We start from the raw sequence: 20,130 nt of genomic DNA, 5'->3' as shown, positions 1-20,130 counted from the left end.
CAAAAAAACAAACAAACTATGGAATTAAGTTTTCATGGCTGGATGATTCCGGTCGTTATTGCACTATTGTGCGTTATTTTTTACAAATTTATCTTAAGAATTTTCTTCGGATTAGTCATTGTTCCACAGGACAGAATAGGCTTGGTTACCAAAAAATTCGTGCTTGTCGGTAAGCAGGAACTTCCCGAAGGAAGAATCATTGCCACCAATGGAGAAGCCGGCTTTCAGGCACAGACTTTGGCTCCCGGAGTTTATTTCGGAAAATGGATCTGGCAATATTCTATTGATTTTCAGCCTTTCACCGTAATTCCCACAGGAAAAATAGGCTTACTTCTTGCGAAAGACGGGATGGAGCTGGAAACCGGAAGAATTTTAGGAAGAAAAGTAGATTGCGATTCTTTTCAGGATGCCGAAGCATTCTTAAAAAACGGAGGACGAAAAGGTCGTCAAACCGCCATCATTGCTCCCGGATCATACAGAATCAATACTTTACTGTTTGAAATTGAACTTACAGATATGACCCAGATTCCTGACAATGCAGTAGGAATTATAACAACGATGGAAGGAAGCCCTTTGGAAGAAGGACAGATTGCCGGAAAGATCATTAATAACCACAACAAATTTCAGGATGTCGATACCTTTTTAAACAGCGGTGGTTACAAAGGACTTCAGGAACAGGTGATTTTGGCGGGTTCATATTTCTTAAACCCTTGGTTTACAAAAGTTGAAATGGTAAAAATGACGGAAATTCCGATCGGTCATGTTGGAGTCATTATCAGTTATGTAGGAGAGGAAGGACAGGATTTGAGCGGGGTAGACTTTAAGCACGGAAATATTGTAGAAAAAGGACATAAAGGAGTTTGGGCAGAACCCATCGGTCCCGGAAAATATCCAATTAACCCTTATATTATGAAAGTGGAACTTGTTCCGACTACCAATCTTGTCTTAAACTGGGCTTACGAAAGAAGCGAATCCCATCAACTCGATAAAAATCTTTCCACCATTACGGTTCGAAGCAAAGACGGTTTCCCTTTCAACTTGGATGTTTCGCAGATTATTCATATTCCGACGTACGAAGCGCCAAAAGTGATTGCCCGTTTCGGAAATATGATCAATTTGGTGAGTCAGGTTTTGGAACCAACGATCGGGAACTACTTCAGAAACTCTGCGCAGGACAGCGATGTAATTGCCTTTTTAGGAACCCGTAAAGAAAGACAGCAGTCAGCCAAAGATCACATCAGCAGCGTTTTGGAACAATATAATGTAAATGCAGTGGATACGTTAATTGGAGCTATCGTTCCTCCTGAAAGTCTGATGAAAACTTTAACAGACAGAAAGTTAGCAGAAGAACAGAAAATTACTTACGAAACCGAAATGCTTGCTCAGGAAACGAGACAGGCTCTGGAAAAAGAAACTGCCGTTGCAGATATGCAGAAAGAAATTGTAAAAGCAGATCAGGGCGTTGTGATTGCAGAAAGAATTGCCGATGCATCCGTGAAAAAAGCAACCGGAGACGCCAATTCCGTAAGATTACAGGCAACTGCGGAAGGAGACAGACTGAAACTTCTGGCAACCGGTGAAGCAGAAAAAACAAGACTTCTCGCAAAAGCCGAAGCCGAAAAAATCGAATTACTGGCAAAAGCAAGTGCAGAACAGATTTCATTAACGGGTAATGCTGAAGCGGAAAAAATCTTAGCGATCGGTAAATCCAACGCAGAATCTTACAAATTGTCTGTGGAAGCAATGGGCGGAAATAATTTCACCCAGTTAAAGATCATGGAAAATATTGCCAGCCAAAACGTAAGAATTATGCCTGAAGTGTTGATCGGCGGAAACGGAGATTCGGCAAACGGAGGAATTAGCGGACTTTTGGGATTGCAGCTTTTGGAGCAGGTTCAGAAGAAAAACTTAGAAACGGCTAATGTAATTGAAGAAAAAAGCGATAACAATTCTTAAATATTTTGGCTGAATGTCAGAATCAAAAAAAACACAACATCATATATATTCAAAGTACAGAAAATTCTTCTGCCCGCTTTAAAAACTTTTAACCATTCTATATATCTTTTGCCAAAATCTTCGGTGCAAAAGAGGAAAGCTCCAGATTTTGGAGCTTTTTCCTTTTATGCGGTATAGTTTGCAAATGCTTCTTCAAGACTTTCGAACTTGCCTTTGAACTCATCAATCGGGCAGTCCTGCAGAATATTTCCTTTATGAATAAGGATCACGCGCGAGCAAAGCGCTTCCACTTCCTGCATGATGTGCGTGGAAAGCAAAACCGTTTTCTGTTGTCCGATTTCTTTCACCACATTTCGGATCTCGATGATTTGGTTCGGATCCAGTCCGTTGGTCGGTTCATCCAGAATCAAAAGATCCGGCTGATGAATAATTGCCTGTGCAAGACCTACTCTCTGTTTATACCCTTTGGAAAGCTGACCGATTTTTTTAGATTTTTCAGGCGTAATTCCTACGAGTTCAATCACTTCATCTACTCTTGAAGCCGGAATTTTATGAATATTGGCAACAAACTGTAGATATTCCTTTACATACATTTCCAGATACAGCGGATTGTTTTCAGGAAGAAAACCGATCTTCTTTTTGCTTTCGATTTCGTTTTCCGTGATGTTTTTTCCGTTAAAAATTATTTCACCTTCATCAATTTTCAGTGCGCCGACAATGGATTTCATTAAAGTCGATTTTCCGGCTCCGTTCGGACCCAAAAGACCGATAATTTCATTTCTGTCAATGGAAACGTTAATGTTGTTCAGAGCAGTCTGCTCACCAAATTTTTTGGTTAAATTATTTATTTGAAGAGACATAATTTCGTAATGATCTTTTTGCAAAAATAAAATAAAAAAACTCATCCGGATGAATGAGTTTGTGCAATATTTTAAAAAGTTTGATTATTTTTTGGACTTCTTGCCTGAAGTTTCTGCGGTAGGCTGAACTGCAGCAGGTTGCGGATTGGAAGCATTCATCGGCTGAACATTATTCTTTTGTCCCGGCTTCTCATACAATGCAGATTTTCCGTTGGTTTTACCGAAAATCTTATCAATCTGTTTTTTTGTAAGAAGCTGCGATTTTCCTACGAATTTTCTGTTTTTGTTGATATACTGAATAAACTGAACAGTAGGAGTACCGTAGTTTTTCTCAAAATGCAGTTCTATAATATCGTTCGGAAGTTCCAGAATGATGTTTCCTACGGGAATGTCGATAAATCCGTTTTCAATAATTTCATAAAGTCCGGAAACGTCTTTATTAAGATTCTGAAAAGAAAATGATCTGAAAGTATTAAGGTTGGCGGTGTTCAGATCCTGATAATTGAAAGTAAATTTATCGTCTTTTTTATATAAACCTACGGCATTATCTTTACCAATTTCTATCAGAGTTTCGTTTTTCAACACCTTGATCTGTGAGGAAACTGAAATACCGAACATACATACAAATAGTAGAATTATTTTTCTCATGGGTTGATTTTTAATGCTATATAATCTGGTATTCTAAATTAACAAATAAAAACGCGAAAAAGTATTTTTTACTCCCTCAAAACAAATGTAACAATTTTTTTTAATATCTGTTAAAAGGAATCAATAGATAAAATTTATTCTTTTTAGTGTGAATTATATTAAATATTTGAAATTTAATTGTTTATAAAAGTAAATTTTAAATTTGTTAAATAATTGATAATTCTTAAAATAGAAGTTTGTATTTCATAATATTTTAAAAATCAATCACTTTACCCGATTATAAAATCGATGCTTTAAGTAATTTGTTAGCGAAAACTGTTTAAAATTCAGGGATTGAAATTATTGGCTTAAAGAGAGAAAAGTCCGGAAAGAGTAGAGTTGTTTTTTTCATTTCGTGTACGTTTATTTTGAGGCAAATTTAGCAAAAATAATCTATGAAAATCCTGTTATCCGCGATTACCTGTTATTTTTAATAAGCTGCAACAGCTTGGAAGCCGCCATCGTTCCCATACTGAACCCATCGTTGATGATGCATTCATAAGATTCATCAAGATATTTCGGAAGTGTGCCTTCGGTTATCGCAATTACTTTTACATCCGAAGTCTGTACCTTCTTTTTGATAAGAGAACTGTGCAGTCCGGCAAGCGTTTCGTCACTCATCGCGAAATAACCGTCAAACTGTTCATAGTCCAGAATAATGTTCAGTTTTTCCTTTACGCTTTCTGCAGACTCACAAAAAATAACCTTGCATTCCATTTGCGGATATTCTTTCAGCTTTTGCAGGAAAAAATCCCTTCTAGTTTGGGTGATGTCCAGATTTTCATCCCCAAAAATGGCAAGAATTTTTTTGCACTTATTATTGGCAAGCTTTTCAGCGGCAGTTTCCACATTCAGTTTATTATCAAAAATAATCTGTTCAAAAGAACTCTGAGAAATCGTTTTATCAAACATTACTACAGGAACTTCTATCTCCTTTATTCTGTTCAGGTGAGAAAGATCTTTCGTCTGCCTTGTAAGAGAAATAAGAATTCCGTCCACACGCGAGTTGATGCAGGTAATGATGTTTTCTTCCTCCATTCCCACAGATTCTTCAGAGGACAATACAAAAAAATGATACCCTTCCTTATGCAGCACCGAAGAAATTCCTCTTATAATAGAAGGAATAAAAAACATCGACATTTCCGGAATGATAAGTCCGATAACTTTTGAAGACTTTTTCCTGAAATTGATGGCAAAATCATTCGGAATATAGTTGAAAGTTTCCGCAGCCTCCTTTACTCTTTGCTTTACGGCACTGCTGATATCAGGGTGATCTTTAAGCGCTCTGGATACTGTAGATACACTGATATTGAGCATTTCTGCGAGGTCTTTTATTGTGACTCTTTTCATTTTTAAGTTAATTGAGGCAATTTTTGGGTTAATTTAGTGATGTTTTCGGGTTAAATTTAAGTTAAAAAATGTTAAAATAATCTTTAAAAAAGTTAATAAAAAGTTAAAATTTTAAGAAGTTATCCACCGCAAACGTTTGCGCAAACGTTTGAAATTAATATAAATTTAACACAAACCAAAAACTACATTTTGAATATGTTAAAAAAAATACTTTTAGACCATAATTAAAAACTCTCAAAAATTATGGAATCAAAAATTTTTACCAGATTGCTCATTTTCGGCGCGATGAATACAGCAGCCTTTATGTTTTCTCAAAGCACAGAAAATGATACAATTACAAGAGGTAAAGCAATCGATGAGGTAGTTATCACAGGTAACTCCAACCCTAAAGCTTCTATTAAAACCAGTACTTCTATTTCTACCTTAAAAATGAAAGATATAGAAAATGCTGCTCCAAGAACAACTGCCGAAATTTTCCGTACCATTCCGGGAATCCGTTCAGAATCTTCAGGCGGGGAAGGAAACTCCAATATTACCGTAAGAGGGGTTCCTGTTTCAGCAGGAGGTTCCAGATATCTATTGATTCAGGAAGACGGTTTACCGGTAATGCAGTTCGGAGATATTGCATTCGGAACACAGGATCAGTTTACAAGATTCGATTCTTTTGTTTCCAGAGTGGAAGCATTAAGAGGAGGTTCTGCCTCTGTATTTGCAAGCAATTCTCCGGCGGGGATCATCAACTTCATCACGAAGACCGGAGAAAAAGAAGGCGGAAGCATCACACAGCAGCTAGGATTAAACTATAAAAACTACAGAACAGATTTCGACTACGGAACGCAGATCGCAGATAATACGTTTTTAGCTTTGGGAGGGTTCTACAGAATCGGGGACGGACCAAGAAAAACAGGGTTCAATTCCAATAACGGAGGACAGTTCAGAGTTTCTTTACTAAAAAAGTTCGAGAAAGGAAGCTTCAGAGTTTATGCTAAATTTCTGGATGACAGAACTGCCGCGTATATGCCGATGCCGGTTGCGGTTTCAGGAACAGATGCAGATCCGAAATGGTCTTCTTTATCCAATTATAACATCCTGAACGGTGCGTTACAGACGATCAATCTTCAACACGACAGAACATTAGGAAACGACGGTAATATTTTTGACAGCGATGTTACAGACGGAATGCATTCCATTTCAAAAACCATTGGTGCAGAATTCAATTATGACCTTGGAGAAGGATGGAAATTTGAAGACAGAATCCGTTATTCCGCAAACAACGGACAGTTCATTGCACCTTTCCCTGCAAGTGTAAGCAAAGGAAGCGATTTCTTTACGGCAGCTAACTTTACCAATTTCGGAAGTGCAGTGTACTCAGGAACCAATACTCCGGTGGATATGAATGCTTATTACATGAAACTTGCACTTTTCAATGTAAAGCTTAACAACTTCAATAATTTTGTAAACGATTTTAACATCAGCAAAAAATGGAGCAATGTGAAATTCAACGCAGGATTGTACAAGGCTACCCAAAACATCAATATGGACTGGATGTGGAACAACTACATTCAGGAAGTAAGCGACAGCAATGCAAGATTGGTAGATGTTAAAAACCTTTCAGGAGCTTTCATCACAGATCAGGGTTTACTTAACTATGGAATGAAAGACTGGGGAAATTTAAAAAGAAACTACAATACGAAATATGACATTACTGCGCCTCACGCACAGATCGAAATTAATGCGACTGATAAGTTAACGATTGATGCAGGTGCAAGATATGATATCGGAAAGGTGACAGGAACTTTCTCTGGAGGAACCGTTACGTATACAAGTCGCGATATGAACGGAAATGGATTAATCGATATTCCAGAACAATTGGTAGGTTCTAACGACAACATCAATGTTCCTGTAAACTACAGATACGGAATTTTCGGATATTCAGTAGGTGCTAATTATGCTTTAAACAGTAAAAATGCCGTATTTGCAAGAGTGAGCCAGGGTGGAAGTGCTTCTGCAGACAGAATTTTATTCTCCGGATACAACTATACCAATAATGATGATCCTGCATTGGATGCTGTAAAAGTAAACAAAGTAAATCAGGTGGAAGCCGGTTACAAATTAAGAGGAGCAGGATATTTCCTTAATACAACGCTTTTCTATGCAGGAACTAAGGAAGCGAATTACGAAGCGACTACACAGAGAAAAACAGAAAACAAATACGAGTCTCTTGGGGTAGAATTGGACGGATATTACAGAATTACAAAAGGTTTTGACATAAAAGCAGGACTTACTTACACCCATGCGGAAATTAAAAACGCACTGGATCCTACCATCGTTGGAAACACGCCTAGAAGAACACCTAAATTGATGTACTCCGTAAATCCTAACTTCAGCGTAGAAAAATTAAACGTTGGTTTCTACTTAATCGGAGCAACAAAAGCTTACACTCAGGATTCAAACAAATTAATTATGCCTGGTTATGCGATTGTAAACCCTTATATTTCTTACCAACTGATGAAAAATCTTTCGGTTAGCGTAAATGCAAACAACATCTTCAACACCATTGCAGTTACAGAAGCTGAAGAAGGATCCATCGCAGGAGGAAACGGAATCGTAAGAGCAAGAACGCTTCCGGGAAGCAGCTACAGCGCAAGTGTAAAATTTGACTTTTAATACTTTTACCTCTAAATGTGGAATGAATGAAAATTCATTCCGCATTTTTTCAAAAAAATAAAATATGTTTAGACAGGAAGCCATTGAAATTATAAGGAAAGCCATTACAGAAGAAGGAATTCTGGCATCTGCACAACAAAGAGACAACTACGCAAGAGTATGGGCGAGAGATTCTATGATGACGGGATATGCCGGAATTTTAGTAAATGATGAAGAAATTCTTGCCGCACTGGAAAAATCTGTTCTTACACTCGCTAAACATCAGGCGGAAAACGGACAGATCCCTTCCAATGTGGTGAATGATAAAGCAAGCTACGGAACACACGTAGGAAGAACCGATGCCACAACATGGTGGATCGTTACAACCTGCGAATATCTTACAAAAACGCAAAATCATGAGCTTAAAAACAGTCTGAAAGAAAAAATTTACAAAGCTCTTTCCTGTCTTAAAAGCTGGGAATACAACCAGAGAGGTTTGGTGTACAGTCCGTTGGGCGGAAACTGGGCAGATGAATATGTAACTTCCGGATATACTTTGTACGATAACGTTCTGAGATATTGGGCTTTAAAAAATGCTGCTGAAGTTTATGATGATGAAACATTAAAAACTGTAGCGGAAAATACAAAAAATCTGATTCAGGAAAACTTTTATAAAAATGAAAATGGTTCAGATTCAGCTAAATATCACGAAACGGCTTATGCTAAAGTTACCGCAAAACCCTATTTCTACGCTTCGCTGAATGCAAACGGATATGACGGACGTTTTGATCTTGCAGGAAATGCACTCGCTCTCTTACTGGATTTTGATCTGGATCTAAACGCTTTTTCAGAATTTTTAAATGGAGTAAAAGAGGAATTCAGACATTGGATGATTCCGGCTTTTTATCCCGTGATTTTCCCCGGAGATGACGATTGGCGTCTGCTGGAAAACAACTACAGCTACAGCTTCAAAAACGAACCCCATCATTTCCATAACGGAGGTTCCTGGCCGATATTTTTAGGCTGGCTTTGTCTCGGACTTAAACAGAAAGGCGTAAAAGATATTCCTGAAAAAATCCTGAAGCAGTACGAAGAACTGATGAATGAAAAAGGAGAGCATTTCAGAGAATACTATTCCACAGATCAGCTGTTGCCATTGGGAACAGAACAACTTTGCTTTTCAGCATCGGGATACCTTTTAATGACTTATTAAAGTACAGTTTTTCAAATTTTTCATCTTAAAAAAGTAAAAAATGGTCGGCGACGTTATAGAATTAAAAGAAAAACATCTGGCTACAGCCAAAGAAATAACAGCATTATTGAAAAAAAACTTTCCCCTGAATGGAAAGCAGAAAATTGCGATCGGGATTGCAGGAGAAAGCGGAAGCGGGAAATCGGTAACTGCTTTTGCCCTGAAGAAAATTCTGGAGCAGGAGAATGTGAAAAGTCTGGTTTTGCAGATGGACGATTATTTTAAACTTCCTCCGAAAACCAACCACGAGAATCGACTAAAATCTCTGGATAATGTAGGAATTCAGGAAGTAGATCTTGAAAAATTATCTCAGAATATAAAAGATTTTAAAACAGAATCTGCGGAGATTGAAAAGCCTTTGGTTTACTACAGCGAGAATCTGATCAGCAGTGAAAAAATCGGCACTTCAGGGTACGAAGTCATCATTGTGGAAGGAACCTACATTCTCGAAATTGAAGAATTTGATTTTAAAATTTTCATAGACCGCAATTACAGAGACACTCACGAAAACCGTATGAAACGCAATCGTGACGAGCAAAGTGACTTTGTAGAAAAAGTTTTGGAAATTGAACATCAGATTATCCGCAGTTTCAAAAATAATGCAGATCTTATTCTCGGAAAAAACTATGAACTTGTAAACACAGATTTATGAACGCAAAAAGAATCATTCCGCGCCTGAGTTTCTGGCAGATCTGGAATATGAATGTCGGTTTTTTCGGGATTCAGTACAGTTTCGGGCTGCAGCAGACTGCGGTTAATCCCATCTATTCGTTTTTGGGAGCGCATGCAGAACAGCTTCCAATCCTCAATCTGGCGGGTCCCATTACCGGATTGTTGATCCAGCCGTTGATCGGAGCCATCAGCGACAAAACATGGAGTCCGAAATGGGGGCGCAGAAAACCGTTCTTTTTGTTGGGAGCATTATTCTGCAGTATAGCCTTGTTTTTATTTCCTTTCAGTTCCACCATCTGGATGGCAGCTGGACTTTTATGGATTCTGGATGCCGCAAACAATACCGCAATGGAACCTTACCGCGCTTTTATCGGAGACAAACTTCCGGAAGATCAGCAGACCTTCGGTTTCCAGATGCAGAGTCTTTTTGTGGGAGCGGGGATTACACTTGCCAATCTTTCCTTATTTGTTTTTCAAAAATATTTAGGCGGAAATTCTGCAAGCGGAGGAATTCCTGTATGGGTTTATTATTCCTTCTTTCTGGGTTCATTCTGTTCAATCGCATCTGTGGCGTGGTCTGTGTATAAAACACCCGAAATCCCGCCAACGGAAGAAGAAATTGAAGAATTAAGAATCGCAAAAGAAAAAAGTACATTTTTCACACCTTTTATAGAAATTATTGTCGCAATAAAAGAAATGCCGAAAGTTCTCTGGCAACTCGCACTGGTTTATCTTTTCCAGTGGTACGCACTTTTTGTCTATTGGCAGTTCATCACGCCGATGCTGAAGTCTTCGCTGTACGGAATCTCTGAGGCTGATGAAACTAAAGCCAATGCATTGATAGAAAGTGCTAAAAAAGGAATTTCTGTTGTATCCTCCGACTTAAGCTGGGCAAAAGGAATTCTGCATCAGGTTGAGGTTGCAGTAGGACAGACCGGATTAATGAACGGTTCTTACAATATCGTGACGATGCTTTCTGCTTTGCTTCTTGTACCTTTTGCTAAAAAATTCGGTTCTAAAAACACCTATATATTTTGTTTGTTCCTTACAGGTTTAGGCATTATGACCTTACCTTTTATTAAAAATGAATACTTTATCTTACTTCCGATGGTTGCATTGGGAATCGGGTGGGCTTCGATGATGGGACTGCCGTATTCTATGGTTTCACCATCCATTCCGCACAGCAAAAGAGGAATTTATATGGGGGTGATTAATATGATGATTGTAATTCCGATGCTCATACAGACATTATCCTTTGGTTTTGTATTCAATAACTTTTTAGGAAATAATCCTTCCTCGGCAATTATTCTCGCAGGAGTACTGTTTGTAGTAGCCGGAAGTTGTGTATTTCTAATAAAACCTGATACTTCAGAAAAGTAAATAGATCTTCATATTATTTGGTTAGGAAGCAGGCTGCAAAATTTTTGCAGCCGCTTTTTGTATGGAAGCATATCTGTTTTCAATCCGTAATTCTTCTAAATGTAAGATAATCAGAGTGATTTAGTAGAAAATCGGCATGAATTTTCGCTAATGCTCCATTCCTGTTGATGTATTCACTCACATCAAGATAAAATATAAGCAGCATCAGATTGTTTTTAGCTTCGATTTTATGAGCAGGTCCGATTAAAAGCGATTATTAAATTCATAAAACTTCACATTCAGGATTTTTAATAGTCTTTAATGGTTATATTTGATTAATTAAATTGAATTATGAATTCTCCTCAGAATATCGAACCTGAAAAATTACTGTCTGTGTTATTCTATTCACCCAATGCAACGGCAGTATATCAGGGTGACGATATAAAAATATTAAGTGCCAATGAAGCCATGATTAATTTCTGGGGAAAAGACAGAAGTGTTGTTGGAAAAAATATTCTGGATGCAGTTCCCGAATTAATAGGACAGCCTTTTTTTGATATGCTGCAGAATGTATGGAGATCGGGAGAAACCTTCATTGCAAAAGATTATCCTGCGATTCTTAATATAGACGGAACTCTTAAAACCTTCTATTTCGATTTCGAATACAAAGCAATTTTAGATACATCCGGAAAAACCGAGTATATTCTTCATACCGCTTTTGAAGTTACAGAACGGCAGGAAGCATTAAGAATGGTAGAAGAAAAATCTAAATCCGAGCAAAAACTTATAGACGATCTTTCTGCGCTTAATGAAGAATATCTTGCTACAAACGAAGATCTCAATGCCAAGCATGAAGAACTTTTCCGTGTTAACAGCAATCTTTTACAGGCAAGAAAAGAACTTTTAACAGCTAATTATACTTTAACGGAAAATGAAAAAAGATTTAAAACGCTGGTAGAAAAAGCACCGGTTGCGATCGCATCTTTAAAAGGAAAGAACTTTGAAGTGGATATTGTGAATGATAAAGTATTGAATCTCTGGAATAAAGACCGTTCTATTATCGGTATGCCGTTGAAGGATGCTCTTCCGGAACTGATGGGGCAATCTTTTATTGATATTCTTGCGGAAGTGCATGAAAACGGAAAACCCTATTTTGGCAAGGAAAGCAAGGTGCTGATCGAAAAAAACGGAGTACTTAAAGAACTTTATCTCAATTTTGCCTATCAGCCGATTTTCGATGAAAACAACAAAAGCGTTTCTGTTCTTGTGGTGGCAAGTGATGTAACCGAACAGGTACAATCCAGACACTCGCTTATTGAAATAAAGAAAAGGCTTGAAATTGCTCTGGATGCAAGCAAGCTGGGTTCTACAGAAGTAGATCTTACTACCGGAAAAATGCAGTGTAACGATCAGTTTAAATATAATTTCGGATTTATGCCGGAAGAAGAATTCAATTATACCGATCTATTTGAAGCAATGCTTCCGGAATACAGACCAAAAATAAAAAGTCTGGTACAGGAAGCCATCAGAACCAATGGAATTTATAAAGCTGAATATCCCGTAAAATGGAAAGATGGCTCTATCCACTGGATTCAGGCGCACGGAAGACCAAGATACAATGAAAATGGAGTAGCGGACAGAATGGTGGGAATGACTTCCGACATCACAGAAAAAAAACATGCAGAACAGCGAAAAGATGATTTTTTAAGCGTTGCGAGCCATGAACTCAAAACTCCGTTAACTGCTGTAAAGGCTTCCATACAGTTGCTGAACAGGATAAAAGACCGTCCTTTCTCTGAAATTCATAACCGCCTTATAGAGCAGTCGGATAAAGAAATCGGCAAGATGCATATGCTGATTGACGACCTGTTGAATATGAGCAGACTGGGACAGGATCAACTGATGTTGGAATACGGATACTTTAATCTTTATGAAATGCTGAGCAAAAGCTGCAGCCATGTAAGGCTGGAAAATAAATACAAACTTATTGTACAGGGTGATGAAAATCTGGAAATATATGCCGATGAACACAGAATTGAGCAGGTTGTGGTAAATCTTGTGAACAACGCCGTTAAATACGCCAAAGAATCAGAAGAAATCCATATTTCGATAGAGCGTTTGGAAAAAGACATTAAAATTTCCGTGCGCGATTTTGGAAGCGGAATATCTGAATCTGTTATTCCTCATCTTTTTGACCGGTATTATCGTGTTGAATACATGAGTAAATCCTATTCCGGACTTGGTCTCGGCTTATACATCTGCTCAGAAATCGTTAAAAAACATTCGGGAAAAATAGGCGTTGAAAGTAAGCTGGGAGAGGGAAGTACCTTTTGGTTTACCATTCCTTATCAAAAAGCAGGATAATAATAAACTGAACAGAAAAACAATTCTAAATTGCTTATCCATCTTTAAGAATTCAGAAAAAATGCATTCGTCCGGTTTACAAAATTTTGACGAATGCATAATTTATGGTTTTATTTATACTAAAGACTGTACAATTCTTTTTCCTGCGGTATCACAAAAATCCAGTCCGGAATAGTCGGGATTTAATCCTGCGATATACGGAACAGCCATAATGTAAAGATCCTCTGTTGCTTTTCCGTAATAATCCAGTGCCTGAAAATGATCATTGATATTCAATCCGTCTACCCGAAGATAATAATTGTCCGGCTCTGTTTTCATGATATGGCTGCTGTCCCTTTCAAATTCACTTTTACCTTTTTCCGGATCTTTAAATTTAATATAGCCCGAACTGATTAACCTTCCGTTTTTCAGACCTTCAAAAGGAATATCATTGAATTGTACCGGTTGCTGACCGATGGCATCAATATACAGTTTATAGTGATCTGACTTTTCTGCTCCCGTTTCATCCGTATAATGATAAATAATTCCTTCTTCCTCATGAGATTCGATACGGCTGTTTTCATTTACATTCACCAGATGCAAAATTCCTGCATCATAAAGAGCAATAAGTTCTTTGTACGAAGACTGCGGAAGAGAAGCAATAATAACGGAAATAAGAGGAAGAAGAGTCTTTCTGAGCCTCATCATATCCTCTGCCGAAAAATGTTTCGCAGGATAATTAATCGCATAGCTGAATGCAGACAAAGTTTCTTTCCACGCAATGGTCTGATGTCTTTCTATCGATTTTTCTGCTTCAGCATATTCGGCTTTAAAAAGCTGGAAACTATCCAGTTTTTCTCTCAATTCAAGCATTTTTTCAACAAATTCTTCAATCGTGAGGTCTTTTATTTCCTGATAAAAACCTTCATTCTTCTTTCTGAGAGGTTCTTTAAAATTCAGATTAAATACATAATCCAGATCCACAAAACCATTATTTTTCTGTTTATATTCATAGATTTCGTCATGAGACATGATCCAACCTTCAGAATACGGACTTCCTTCCGAATGAAACCTTAAAGCTGGAAGAAATCCTCTTTTCGAAAATAAAGTAATAGAAAAGTTTTTGTTTTCTTCATTAATAAGATACTTCAGACCGCCATTTTCTTCAACGTATTTTCCGTTCAGCCTTGCCAGAGTTTTCACTGCATCTACCGCGGTAAGAGATGTCCCTCGAATGGCAACCGAATGATTGGATGCAATATTGAATTTAGAAGGAGGATAAGGAGAATCGTACCATCCTTTGCTGCGGGTTTCGTCTTCAGAAGACCACTGATGTCCGGTGCAGATAATTACTTTAGACACGTTGTGAGCATCACCGGATTCTGTAATTACCGTAAAAAAATCATCATTTTTCCTGTCAATATCTACAACTTTTGTGTTTTTAAAAACTTTTATCGTAACACCATGTTTACCGGCAGTTTTTAGAAGGTTATGAAACTGATCTTCGAGATAATTTCCTAAAAGCAGCCTGGGAATCACTTGATATTCGTTGATGCTTTCGCCGGCTTTGTTGGCAAAATCAGGATAATCTTTTAAATCTTTTTTCATTACAAAATCTGTAAAAGATTGTGGCAATTCCGGAAGTTCATTGGCGGAAACATTGGCAACGTGCTCAAAATTAGCTCCATAATGGCTGTAAGGCATTCCGGATCCCAGATTTTCACTTTTTTCGAAGATGTAAAGTTCTTTTGGATAAATTTTTTCTGCCATAAGATGTTTCACAACAAACAAAGCAGCCGGTCCGCCTCCAATAAGGGCAATACTGTCGATATTATTCATGGGTAACTGTTTTATATAATCACAAAAAGAGAGCTGAAAAACTCTCTTTAGTGGGATGGTAATAACTTATTTTATTAATTTCTTGCTTCAAGATTTTCAAATTTTGAATAAGAAGATTTCAGATGATGAAGCTGATCCGAAACCAGTCTTGAACATTCCGGAGCAAGATCTCCGCTGTCCAAAGCATCCTGATAAGCATCGATGGCTGCTTTCTCTCCAAAAACCACATTTTCCAGAGTAGATTCATCCTTATCTGCTGAAAAAGCGTTTTTTACATCAATCCATGCTCTGTGGAAAGCTCCTGCTGTACTTGTTGTATTATCTGCCTCGCCTCCGTGTTCATTAATGTGTCTTATCAGATCATTTTTCATAGTTTGCGATTCAGAAACCATCTGGTCATAATCACTTCTTAACGCAGAATGAGTGTCCCATACTTTGTCTTCCACTTTTGAAAATCCTTCAATTCTGTCGTTGGTAATGTTCAGTAAATCGTTAAGTACGGCTACATTTTTTTCGTTGTTCATATTTAAATTTTTTATTTGGTGTCCTTCATACTTTACAATAAACATGCCCTTTTAAAGCACTTCCGGATTATTTAAGTTTTTATTGTGAGAAATTGGAAATATTCTATATTTGTGAAAATTAATAATCATGCTAAAAGTCATCGTCATTGATGATAATCTTGAAGTCAGGAAAAAACACTGTACTCTGATAAAAAATAACTGCCCGAATCTTACTTTAGTAGGAGAGGCGCATTCTGTAGAATCCGGTATAAAAGTTATAGAGCAGTTTTCTCCCGATATCGTTTTTCTGGATACCCTTTTTTCTGACGGAAGCAGTTTTGATCTGCTCGAAAAATTAAGTCCGAATACATTTAAACTAATATTTATAACAGACTGTGAGAATTCTGCCGTAAAAGCATTCCGTTTTTCAGCAGTTGATTATCTCTTGAAGCCATTGAAAACAGAGGATTTGATAGAAGCAGTAAAAAAAGCCGAAGAATCAGTAAGGAAAGAACTTTTCGATATCAAATTCAGTTATTTGTTTTCTGATCCTGAACGTCCTAAAAATATTCAGAAACTTAGATTGAAGACAACGGATAAAATTTACTCGGTTAATATTCAGGATATTGTCAATTGTCAGTCCGAGAAGAATTATACCACGTTTCATTTTATCAACGCACCGAAATTAGTTGTTTCTACCAATTTAAAAGAATATGAAAATATTTTAACTCCTTTTAATTTCTTCAGAACCCATCAGTCACATCTTATTAATATGTCTTATTTTGATCATTATGTAAAATCGGATGGCGGTAATACGGTAATGATGAAAAATAACGCAGCCATACCACTTTCTGTGAGAAAGAAAGAGGAATTTCTGGCACTGCTGGATCATCTTCATGTATAGAACTGAGCACAGATTTGCTCGTAAACCTTACGAATTTACCGGTAATCCTTACAAATGTTCATTTGTCGGAATTGCTATTTTGCTTTCGTTTATTATTGCATTTTGAATTTTAAAAAAAATAAAATATTCAAAAAAAGAAGAATAATTTTATAATTTAACTAAATAAACCATGAAAAAAAGATCATTTTTTTTGATTCCGATTCTTTCGGCTGCATTACTTTTAAATTCCTGCGGACAGGAACCTGTAAAAATAGAAATAGGCAAAGAATTTAAAATAGAAAACAATCCCATTACCATTCTGAAGTTTGAAGAAATGAAAGTTTTGCGCTCTGAGAAGGAGAAAATGATTAAAATTGCCCCAAAAGGAAAAAAATATATTTATCTGGAGATTAAAAATCCGAAGGATGAAATGATTTTCCTGAAAGTATTCAGCAAAGATAAAGAGATTAAAGCAGCCGATGATCTTATGTATTTCGGTCATGATATAGATACAGGATTTGAAGATGCCTATTTTCTTGTAGATGAAAATACAGTAATTGATAAAATCGTAATCAATACCCCTGCTGATACAGAGTATACTGTGATAAACCCGGCTGTAACTAAAGATAAATCTTCTATTCCTGACGCAGTATACGGAATTATAGATGCTTACACCACAGAAAAACCTATTGGTCTTCTGGAAGGTTTTGCGCCTTATGTTGAAGAAGGAAAAAATGTTCATTCCATTGCAACACAGGATGGATATATTATGGCAAGTAATATCATGAGCAACAAAGCAGAACTTTCTTATTTTACAGAGGACGGAAAAACTTATGTCTTCCATATTCAAAATATTTTGGGAGGCAGCGGAACAGCGACAACACATTGGCAAAACGGTAAAATTACCAGTATAGAAGTAGTTGAATAATTAAAAAAAATCGAATAACATATTTAATTTAAACAGTTTATGAGAGTATTAACTTTAATATTTATGGTTCTTGCATTTTTGGTAGGCGGTACTTGTTCCGGCTTACTATTTAAAAATATCGAGAGCAGAATTGGAAGCGATGACTACAGTATTGCAGATAAAGCCCAGCAACAGATTGATGATCTGAAAAAACAGGGAATCGATATTACAAAAATAGATGATCCTCAGGTAAAAGAAAGCCTTGAGATTCTGGAAAAAGTACCCCCGAAATGGAAGGTAGATACAGCCGGAATTCTGGGTATTGCAGTAACCGTTTTGGCATTTGTCATGATTATTATTGCCTTTATGAAAAAAAATGCTGTAAGAGCTGTAAGTTTACTGGTGATTGTTTTATCGCTTGCGATGTGGATTATTGCTCCGGATATTGAGGCTGGAAAATATTCAGGAATCAATCCGAAAACAATGGCTTTGATCGGGTTTTTAGGTTTGGCAGGTTCAGCAGCTTTTGCATTCATGAGTTATCAACTGTATCTCAAAAAACTTTCAAAAAACTAGTACAATGGATACATTAGGAATTATAGGAACTATTTTGATGTTCATAGGATTCGCAAGTGCTGCGTGGGCTGCAATTCTTTACGTGTTCTCTCTCAGTGCGGTGGCGGGAACCAAATTATCAAAAAAAGTAGGAACAGCGAATGAAAGAACAGACGAATATCTTGAACAGGGAAAATCCATGTCCAAAGCAATATTTAAAAAACTAATCTTGAGATTGGCGATCGGCTGTGCAGGCTGGCTGATGTCGTACCTCGCAACAGGACATGCATAAATTTCTTACAATTACATATAAAATAAACCTTGCGTATGCGAGGTTTTATTTTTTCGTTTAAAAAGAAATTTTAGTATTTTCATGAAAAATTAGTTTAAACAGGTTTTTAGTTAAGTTTTTAATGAGTTTAAACACAAACTTAAAAAAATAAATATGGAAAAGGCAGAAAAAATCTCCGCTGAACAGATGAATGAAGTAAAAGAAACCCTTGCGAATACCGCGGTAAGCGAATTGGAGCAGGGAGAAGATTTTGAAAAATTAGATTATACGACTGTAGAATTCGGATACATTTATCTGAGAGACGGAAAATATGAATCGCTCTTTAAAATCATAACTGATAAAAAGACCGTATTCTTTGCTGCACAGAAAGGAAGTCTGATGCGTTTGCAGGATTCATTCACAGAAGGACATTTTCAGGCTACAACAGAACAGATGTTGGCTTTCCACGGAGACTGGAAATAAAAATATCCGCGAAAACAATTCAGAAAATAAAGACAATGACAGCATTCATAGAGATGTTGTCATTTTTATTTTGCTGAATTCAGAATATAATGTTGAGGTTTGAAGTATTACATTTCAAAAACTTAAGTTAGAATCTGTAAATTATCTTAAGCTTAAAATAAATCTAAATTCATAATAAATAACTGAAATGAGCTTACATCATTTCGAATCAGTCTGAGAAAAAGATTACTTTCAAAATCTTTAAAAGTAATTGAATTTTCGTCTGCAGGTTATTTCAGGAATAAAATTTGTACCTTTATTTACCAATTACCATTATATTATGAAAGCCCATCTGTTATCAGATAAATCGGTAAAGCAGATAGAAATCGTTAAAGTTAAGGACAACATCAGTTTTCATTACACAGATGATGTCTCTGTAGAAGAACCGTTAGAAATAAGAGTTTCCTATTATTCAGCAGATAAAAAAAAATCTAAAAATATATCTGTTACCATGAGAACCCCCGGAAACGATGAAGAACTGGCGGTTGGGTTTTTATTTACAGAAGGAATTATAACCGGTAATAAACAGGTTAAAGCCATTTATTCTCCAAAGGAAGAATGTTCCAGAAACAGGGAAAATATTGTTATTGTAGAATTAAATGAAGGTTTTATTCCAGACCTTATTAAAACTGAAAGAAACTTCTATACAACTTCCAGTTGCGGAGTTTGTGGAAAAGGATCCATAGAATCTATAAAAACAGTGAGCATTTTTAAAGATCAAAAAAGACAAAACACAGAAGTCTCTCTGGATACGATCTATCAATTATCCGAAAAATTACAGTCTTTCCAGAATAATTTCAGTGCAACGGGAGGCATACACGCTTCAGGTTTATTTGATTTACAAGGAAACCTTCTTGTCATACGTGAAGATGTGGGAAGACATAACGCTTTAGATAAGCTTATAGGATATGCGCTGTCTGCCAATCTTCTTCCACTGGACAATAAAATTTTGGTTCTGAGCGGAAGAGCCAGCTTTGAACTTATTCAGAAAGCCGCAATGGCAGGAATTCAAACTGTTGCCGCAATAGGAGCACCTTCAAGTCTGGCAATAGACCTTGCAAAAGAATTTGATATTACTTTATTAGGCTTTTTGCGGAACAACCGGTTTAATATCTACCATTCCGCAAGCCATTTTAAAATTGAAAATCTATTATGAAAATAAGAATAAAAGACAACTCCGTAAGATTCCGCCTCACTCAGTCTGAAGTAGCAGAACTCGGAAAAAACGGAAAAATTTCAAGTACTACACAATTTATAGACCGTCCTTTTATCTATTCTATTGAAAAAACAGAAGACGCAGAACTCTCATCGGCTTTCATCGATAATACCATGGTTTTAAAAATGCCTGAAACCATGATCGCTGAATGGATTTCCACCGACAGGGTAGGATTTGACGGACAATCCGGTTCGGTGAAAATTTTAGTAGAAAAAGATTTTGTCTGCATCGATAATACATTGGAAGATCAAAGCGACAATTATCCCAATCCGAATATAAAATGTTAATTCTTTCATTTTTTAAATGTAG

General features: G+C 36.8%; 19 protein-coding genes. 13 read left to right on the top strand and 6 right to left on the bottom strand.

Features of this window, described 5'->3' with window-relative positions; translation table 11 throughout:
• The first annotated feature begins 18 nt into the window (after nt 1–18).
• On the top strand, nt 19–1,956 hold the full coding sequence (locus tag QWT87_RS13180; protein WP_302716462.1) for an SPFH domain-containing protein: 1,938 nt from the start codon (nt 19–21) through the stop codon (nt 1,954–1,956).
• Nucleotides 1,957–2,120: 164 nt separating this feature from the next.
• Here QWT87_RS13180 and QWT87_RS13175 read toward each other — a convergent pair whose 3' ends face one another.
• From QWT87_RS13175 to QWT87_RS13165, 3 genes are all read right to left on the bottom strand, one after another.
• The gene (locus tag QWT87_RS13175; protein ID WP_076396608.1) at nt 2,121–2,816 is read right to left on the bottom strand and encodes an ABC transporter ATP-binding protein; all 696 of its coding nucleotides are present in this window, start codon (nt 2,814–2,816) and stop codon (nt 2,121–2,123) included.
• 84 nt (nt 2,817–2,900) lie between these two features.
• A complete protein-coding gene (locus QWT87_RS13170) occupies nt 2,901–3,464 on the bottom strand; it encodes a hypothetical protein (protein ID WP_076396602.1) in 564 nt (187 codons plus the stop codon).
• Nucleotides 3,465–3,920: 456 nt separating this feature from the next.
• Nucleotides 3,921–4,853 (bottom strand): LacI family DNA-binding transcriptional regulator, encoded by a 933-nt coding sequence (locus tag QWT87_RS13165; protein ID WP_087706097.1) that lies wholly within the window; start codon nt 4,851–4,853, stop codon nt 3,921–3,923.
• A 243-nt stretch (nt 4,854–5,096) separates the two neighbouring features.
• Between QWT87_RS13165 and QWT87_RS13160 the strand changes: the two genes are divergently transcribed.
• The 4 genes from QWT87_RS13160 (at nt 5,097) to QWT87_RS13145 (ending at nt 10,803) form a co-directional block, all read left to right on the top strand.
• Nucleotides 5,097–7,520, top strand: coding sequence for a TonB-dependent siderophore receptor (locus QWT87_RS13160; protein WP_185205373.1), 2,424 nt, complete (start codon nt 5,097–5,099; stop codon nt 7,518–7,520).
• A 64-nt stretch (nt 7,521–7,584) separates the two neighbouring features.
• Complete coding sequence (locus QWT87_RS13155; protein ID WP_302716461.1) at nt 7,585–8,712, top strand: glycoside hydrolase 100 family protein; 1,128 nt, start codon at nt 7,585–7,587, stop codon at nt 8,710–8,712.
• Nucleotides 8,713–8,752: 40 nt separating this feature from the next.
• Entirely contained in the window at nt 8,753–9,403 is a 651-nt protein-coding gene (locus QWT87_RS13150) for a uridine kinase family protein (RefSeq protein ID WP_302716460.1), read from the top strand.
• A complete protein-coding gene (locus QWT87_RS13145; protein ID WP_116099131.1) occupies nt 9,400–10,803 on the top strand; it encodes an MFS transporter in 1,404 nt (467 codons plus the stop codon). Before QWT87_RS13150 ends, QWT87_RS13145 begins: the two co-directional genes overlap by 4 nt.
• 79 nt (nt 10,804–10,882) lie before the next feature.
• Here the strand turns inward: QWT87_RS13145 and QWT87_RS13140 are convergent, their stop codons facing one another.
• Nucleotides 10,883–11,008 (bottom strand): hypothetical protein, encoded by a 126-nt coding sequence (locus tag QWT87_RS13140; protein ID WP_262511422.1) that lies wholly within the window; start codon nt 11,006–11,008, stop codon nt 10,883–10,885.
• Between the two features lie 125 nt (nt 11,009–11,133).
• Here QWT87_RS13140 and QWT87_RS13135 point away from each other — a divergent pair, with 125 nt between their 5' ends.
• The gene (locus tag QWT87_RS13135; protein WP_302716459.1) at nt 11,134–13,146 is read left to right on the top strand and encodes an ATP-binding protein; all 2,013 of its coding nucleotides are present in this window, start codon (nt 11,134–11,136) and stop codon (nt 13,144–13,146) included.
• Nucleotides 13,147–13,260: 114 nt separating this feature from the next.
• Here QWT87_RS13135 and QWT87_RS13130 read toward each other — a convergent pair whose 3' ends face one another.
• Nucleotides 13,261–14,964 carry an FAD/NAD(P)-binding protein gene (locus QWT87_RS13130; RefSeq protein ID WP_302716458.1) on the bottom strand — a complete coding sequence of 568 codons (1,704 nt, stop codon included), beginning with the start codon at nt 14,962–14,964 and terminating at the stop codon, nt 13,261–13,263.
• A gap of 74 nt (nt 14,965–15,038) precedes the next feature.
• Nucleotides 15,039–15,488 carry a PA2169 family four-helix-bundle protein gene (locus QWT87_RS13125; protein WP_087706108.1) on the bottom strand — a complete coding sequence of 150 codons (450 nt, stop codon included), beginning with the start codon at nt 15,486–15,488 and terminating at the stop codon, nt 15,039–15,041.
• 127 nt (nt 15,489–15,615) lie between these two features.
• Between QWT87_RS13125 and QWT87_RS13120 the strand changes: the two genes are divergently transcribed.
• From QWT87_RS13120 to QWT87_RS13090, 7 genes are all read left to right on the top strand, one after another.
• On the top strand, nt 15,616–16,371 hold the full coding sequence (locus QWT87_RS13120) for a LytR/AlgR family response regulator transcription factor (RefSeq protein WP_302716457.1): 756 nt from the start codon (nt 15,616–15,618) through the stop codon (nt 16,369–16,371).
• A gap of 169 nt (nt 16,372–16,540) precedes the next feature.
• A complete protein-coding gene (locus tag QWT87_RS13115) occupies nt 16,541–17,278 on the top strand; it encodes a hypothetical protein (protein ID WP_302716456.1) in 738 nt (245 codons plus the stop codon).
• Between the two features lie 63 nt (nt 17,279–17,341).
• A complete protein-coding gene (locus QWT87_RS13110) occupies nt 17,342–17,833 on the top strand; it encodes a hypothetical protein (RefSeq protein ID WP_302716455.1) in 492 nt (163 codons plus the stop codon).
• Between the two features lie 4 nt (nt 17,834–17,837).
• Nucleotides 17,838–18,104 (top strand): hypothetical protein, encoded by a 267-nt coding sequence (locus QWT87_RS13105; protein WP_087706116.1) that lies wholly within the window; start codon nt 17,838–17,840, stop codon nt 18,102–18,104.
• A 153-nt stretch (nt 18,105–18,257) separates the two neighbouring features.
• Complete coding sequence (locus tag QWT87_RS13100; protein WP_087706118.1) at nt 18,258–18,566, top strand: hypothetical protein; 309 nt, start codon at nt 18,258–18,260, stop codon at nt 18,564–18,566.
• A 250-nt stretch (nt 18,567–18,816) separates the two neighbouring features.
• Nucleotides 18,817–19,761: a formate dehydrogenase accessory sulfurtransferase FdhD gene (gene fdhD, locus QWT87_RS13095; RefSeq protein ID WP_302716454.1), complete on the top strand. Its 945-nt coding sequence runs from the start codon at nt 18,817–18,819 to the stop codon at nt 19,759–19,761.
• Nucleotides 19,758–20,108: a DUF7009 family protein gene (locus QWT87_RS13090; protein WP_302716453.1), complete on the top strand. Its 351-nt coding sequence runs from the start codon at nt 19,758–19,760 to the stop codon at nt 20,106–20,108. The genes fdhD and QWT87_RS13090 overlap by 4 nt, the downstream gene beginning before the upstream one ends.
• The last annotated feature ends 22 nt before the right edge of the window (nt 20,109–20,130 follow it).

Source organism: Chryseobacterium urinae (genome assembly GCF_030518295.1).
Classification (GTDB): domain Bacteria; phylum Bacteroidota; class Bacteroidia; order Flavobacteriales; family Weeksellaceae; genus Chryseobacterium; species Chryseobacterium mucoviscidosis.
This window is presented reverse-complemented; position numbering and strand designations above follow the sequence as displayed.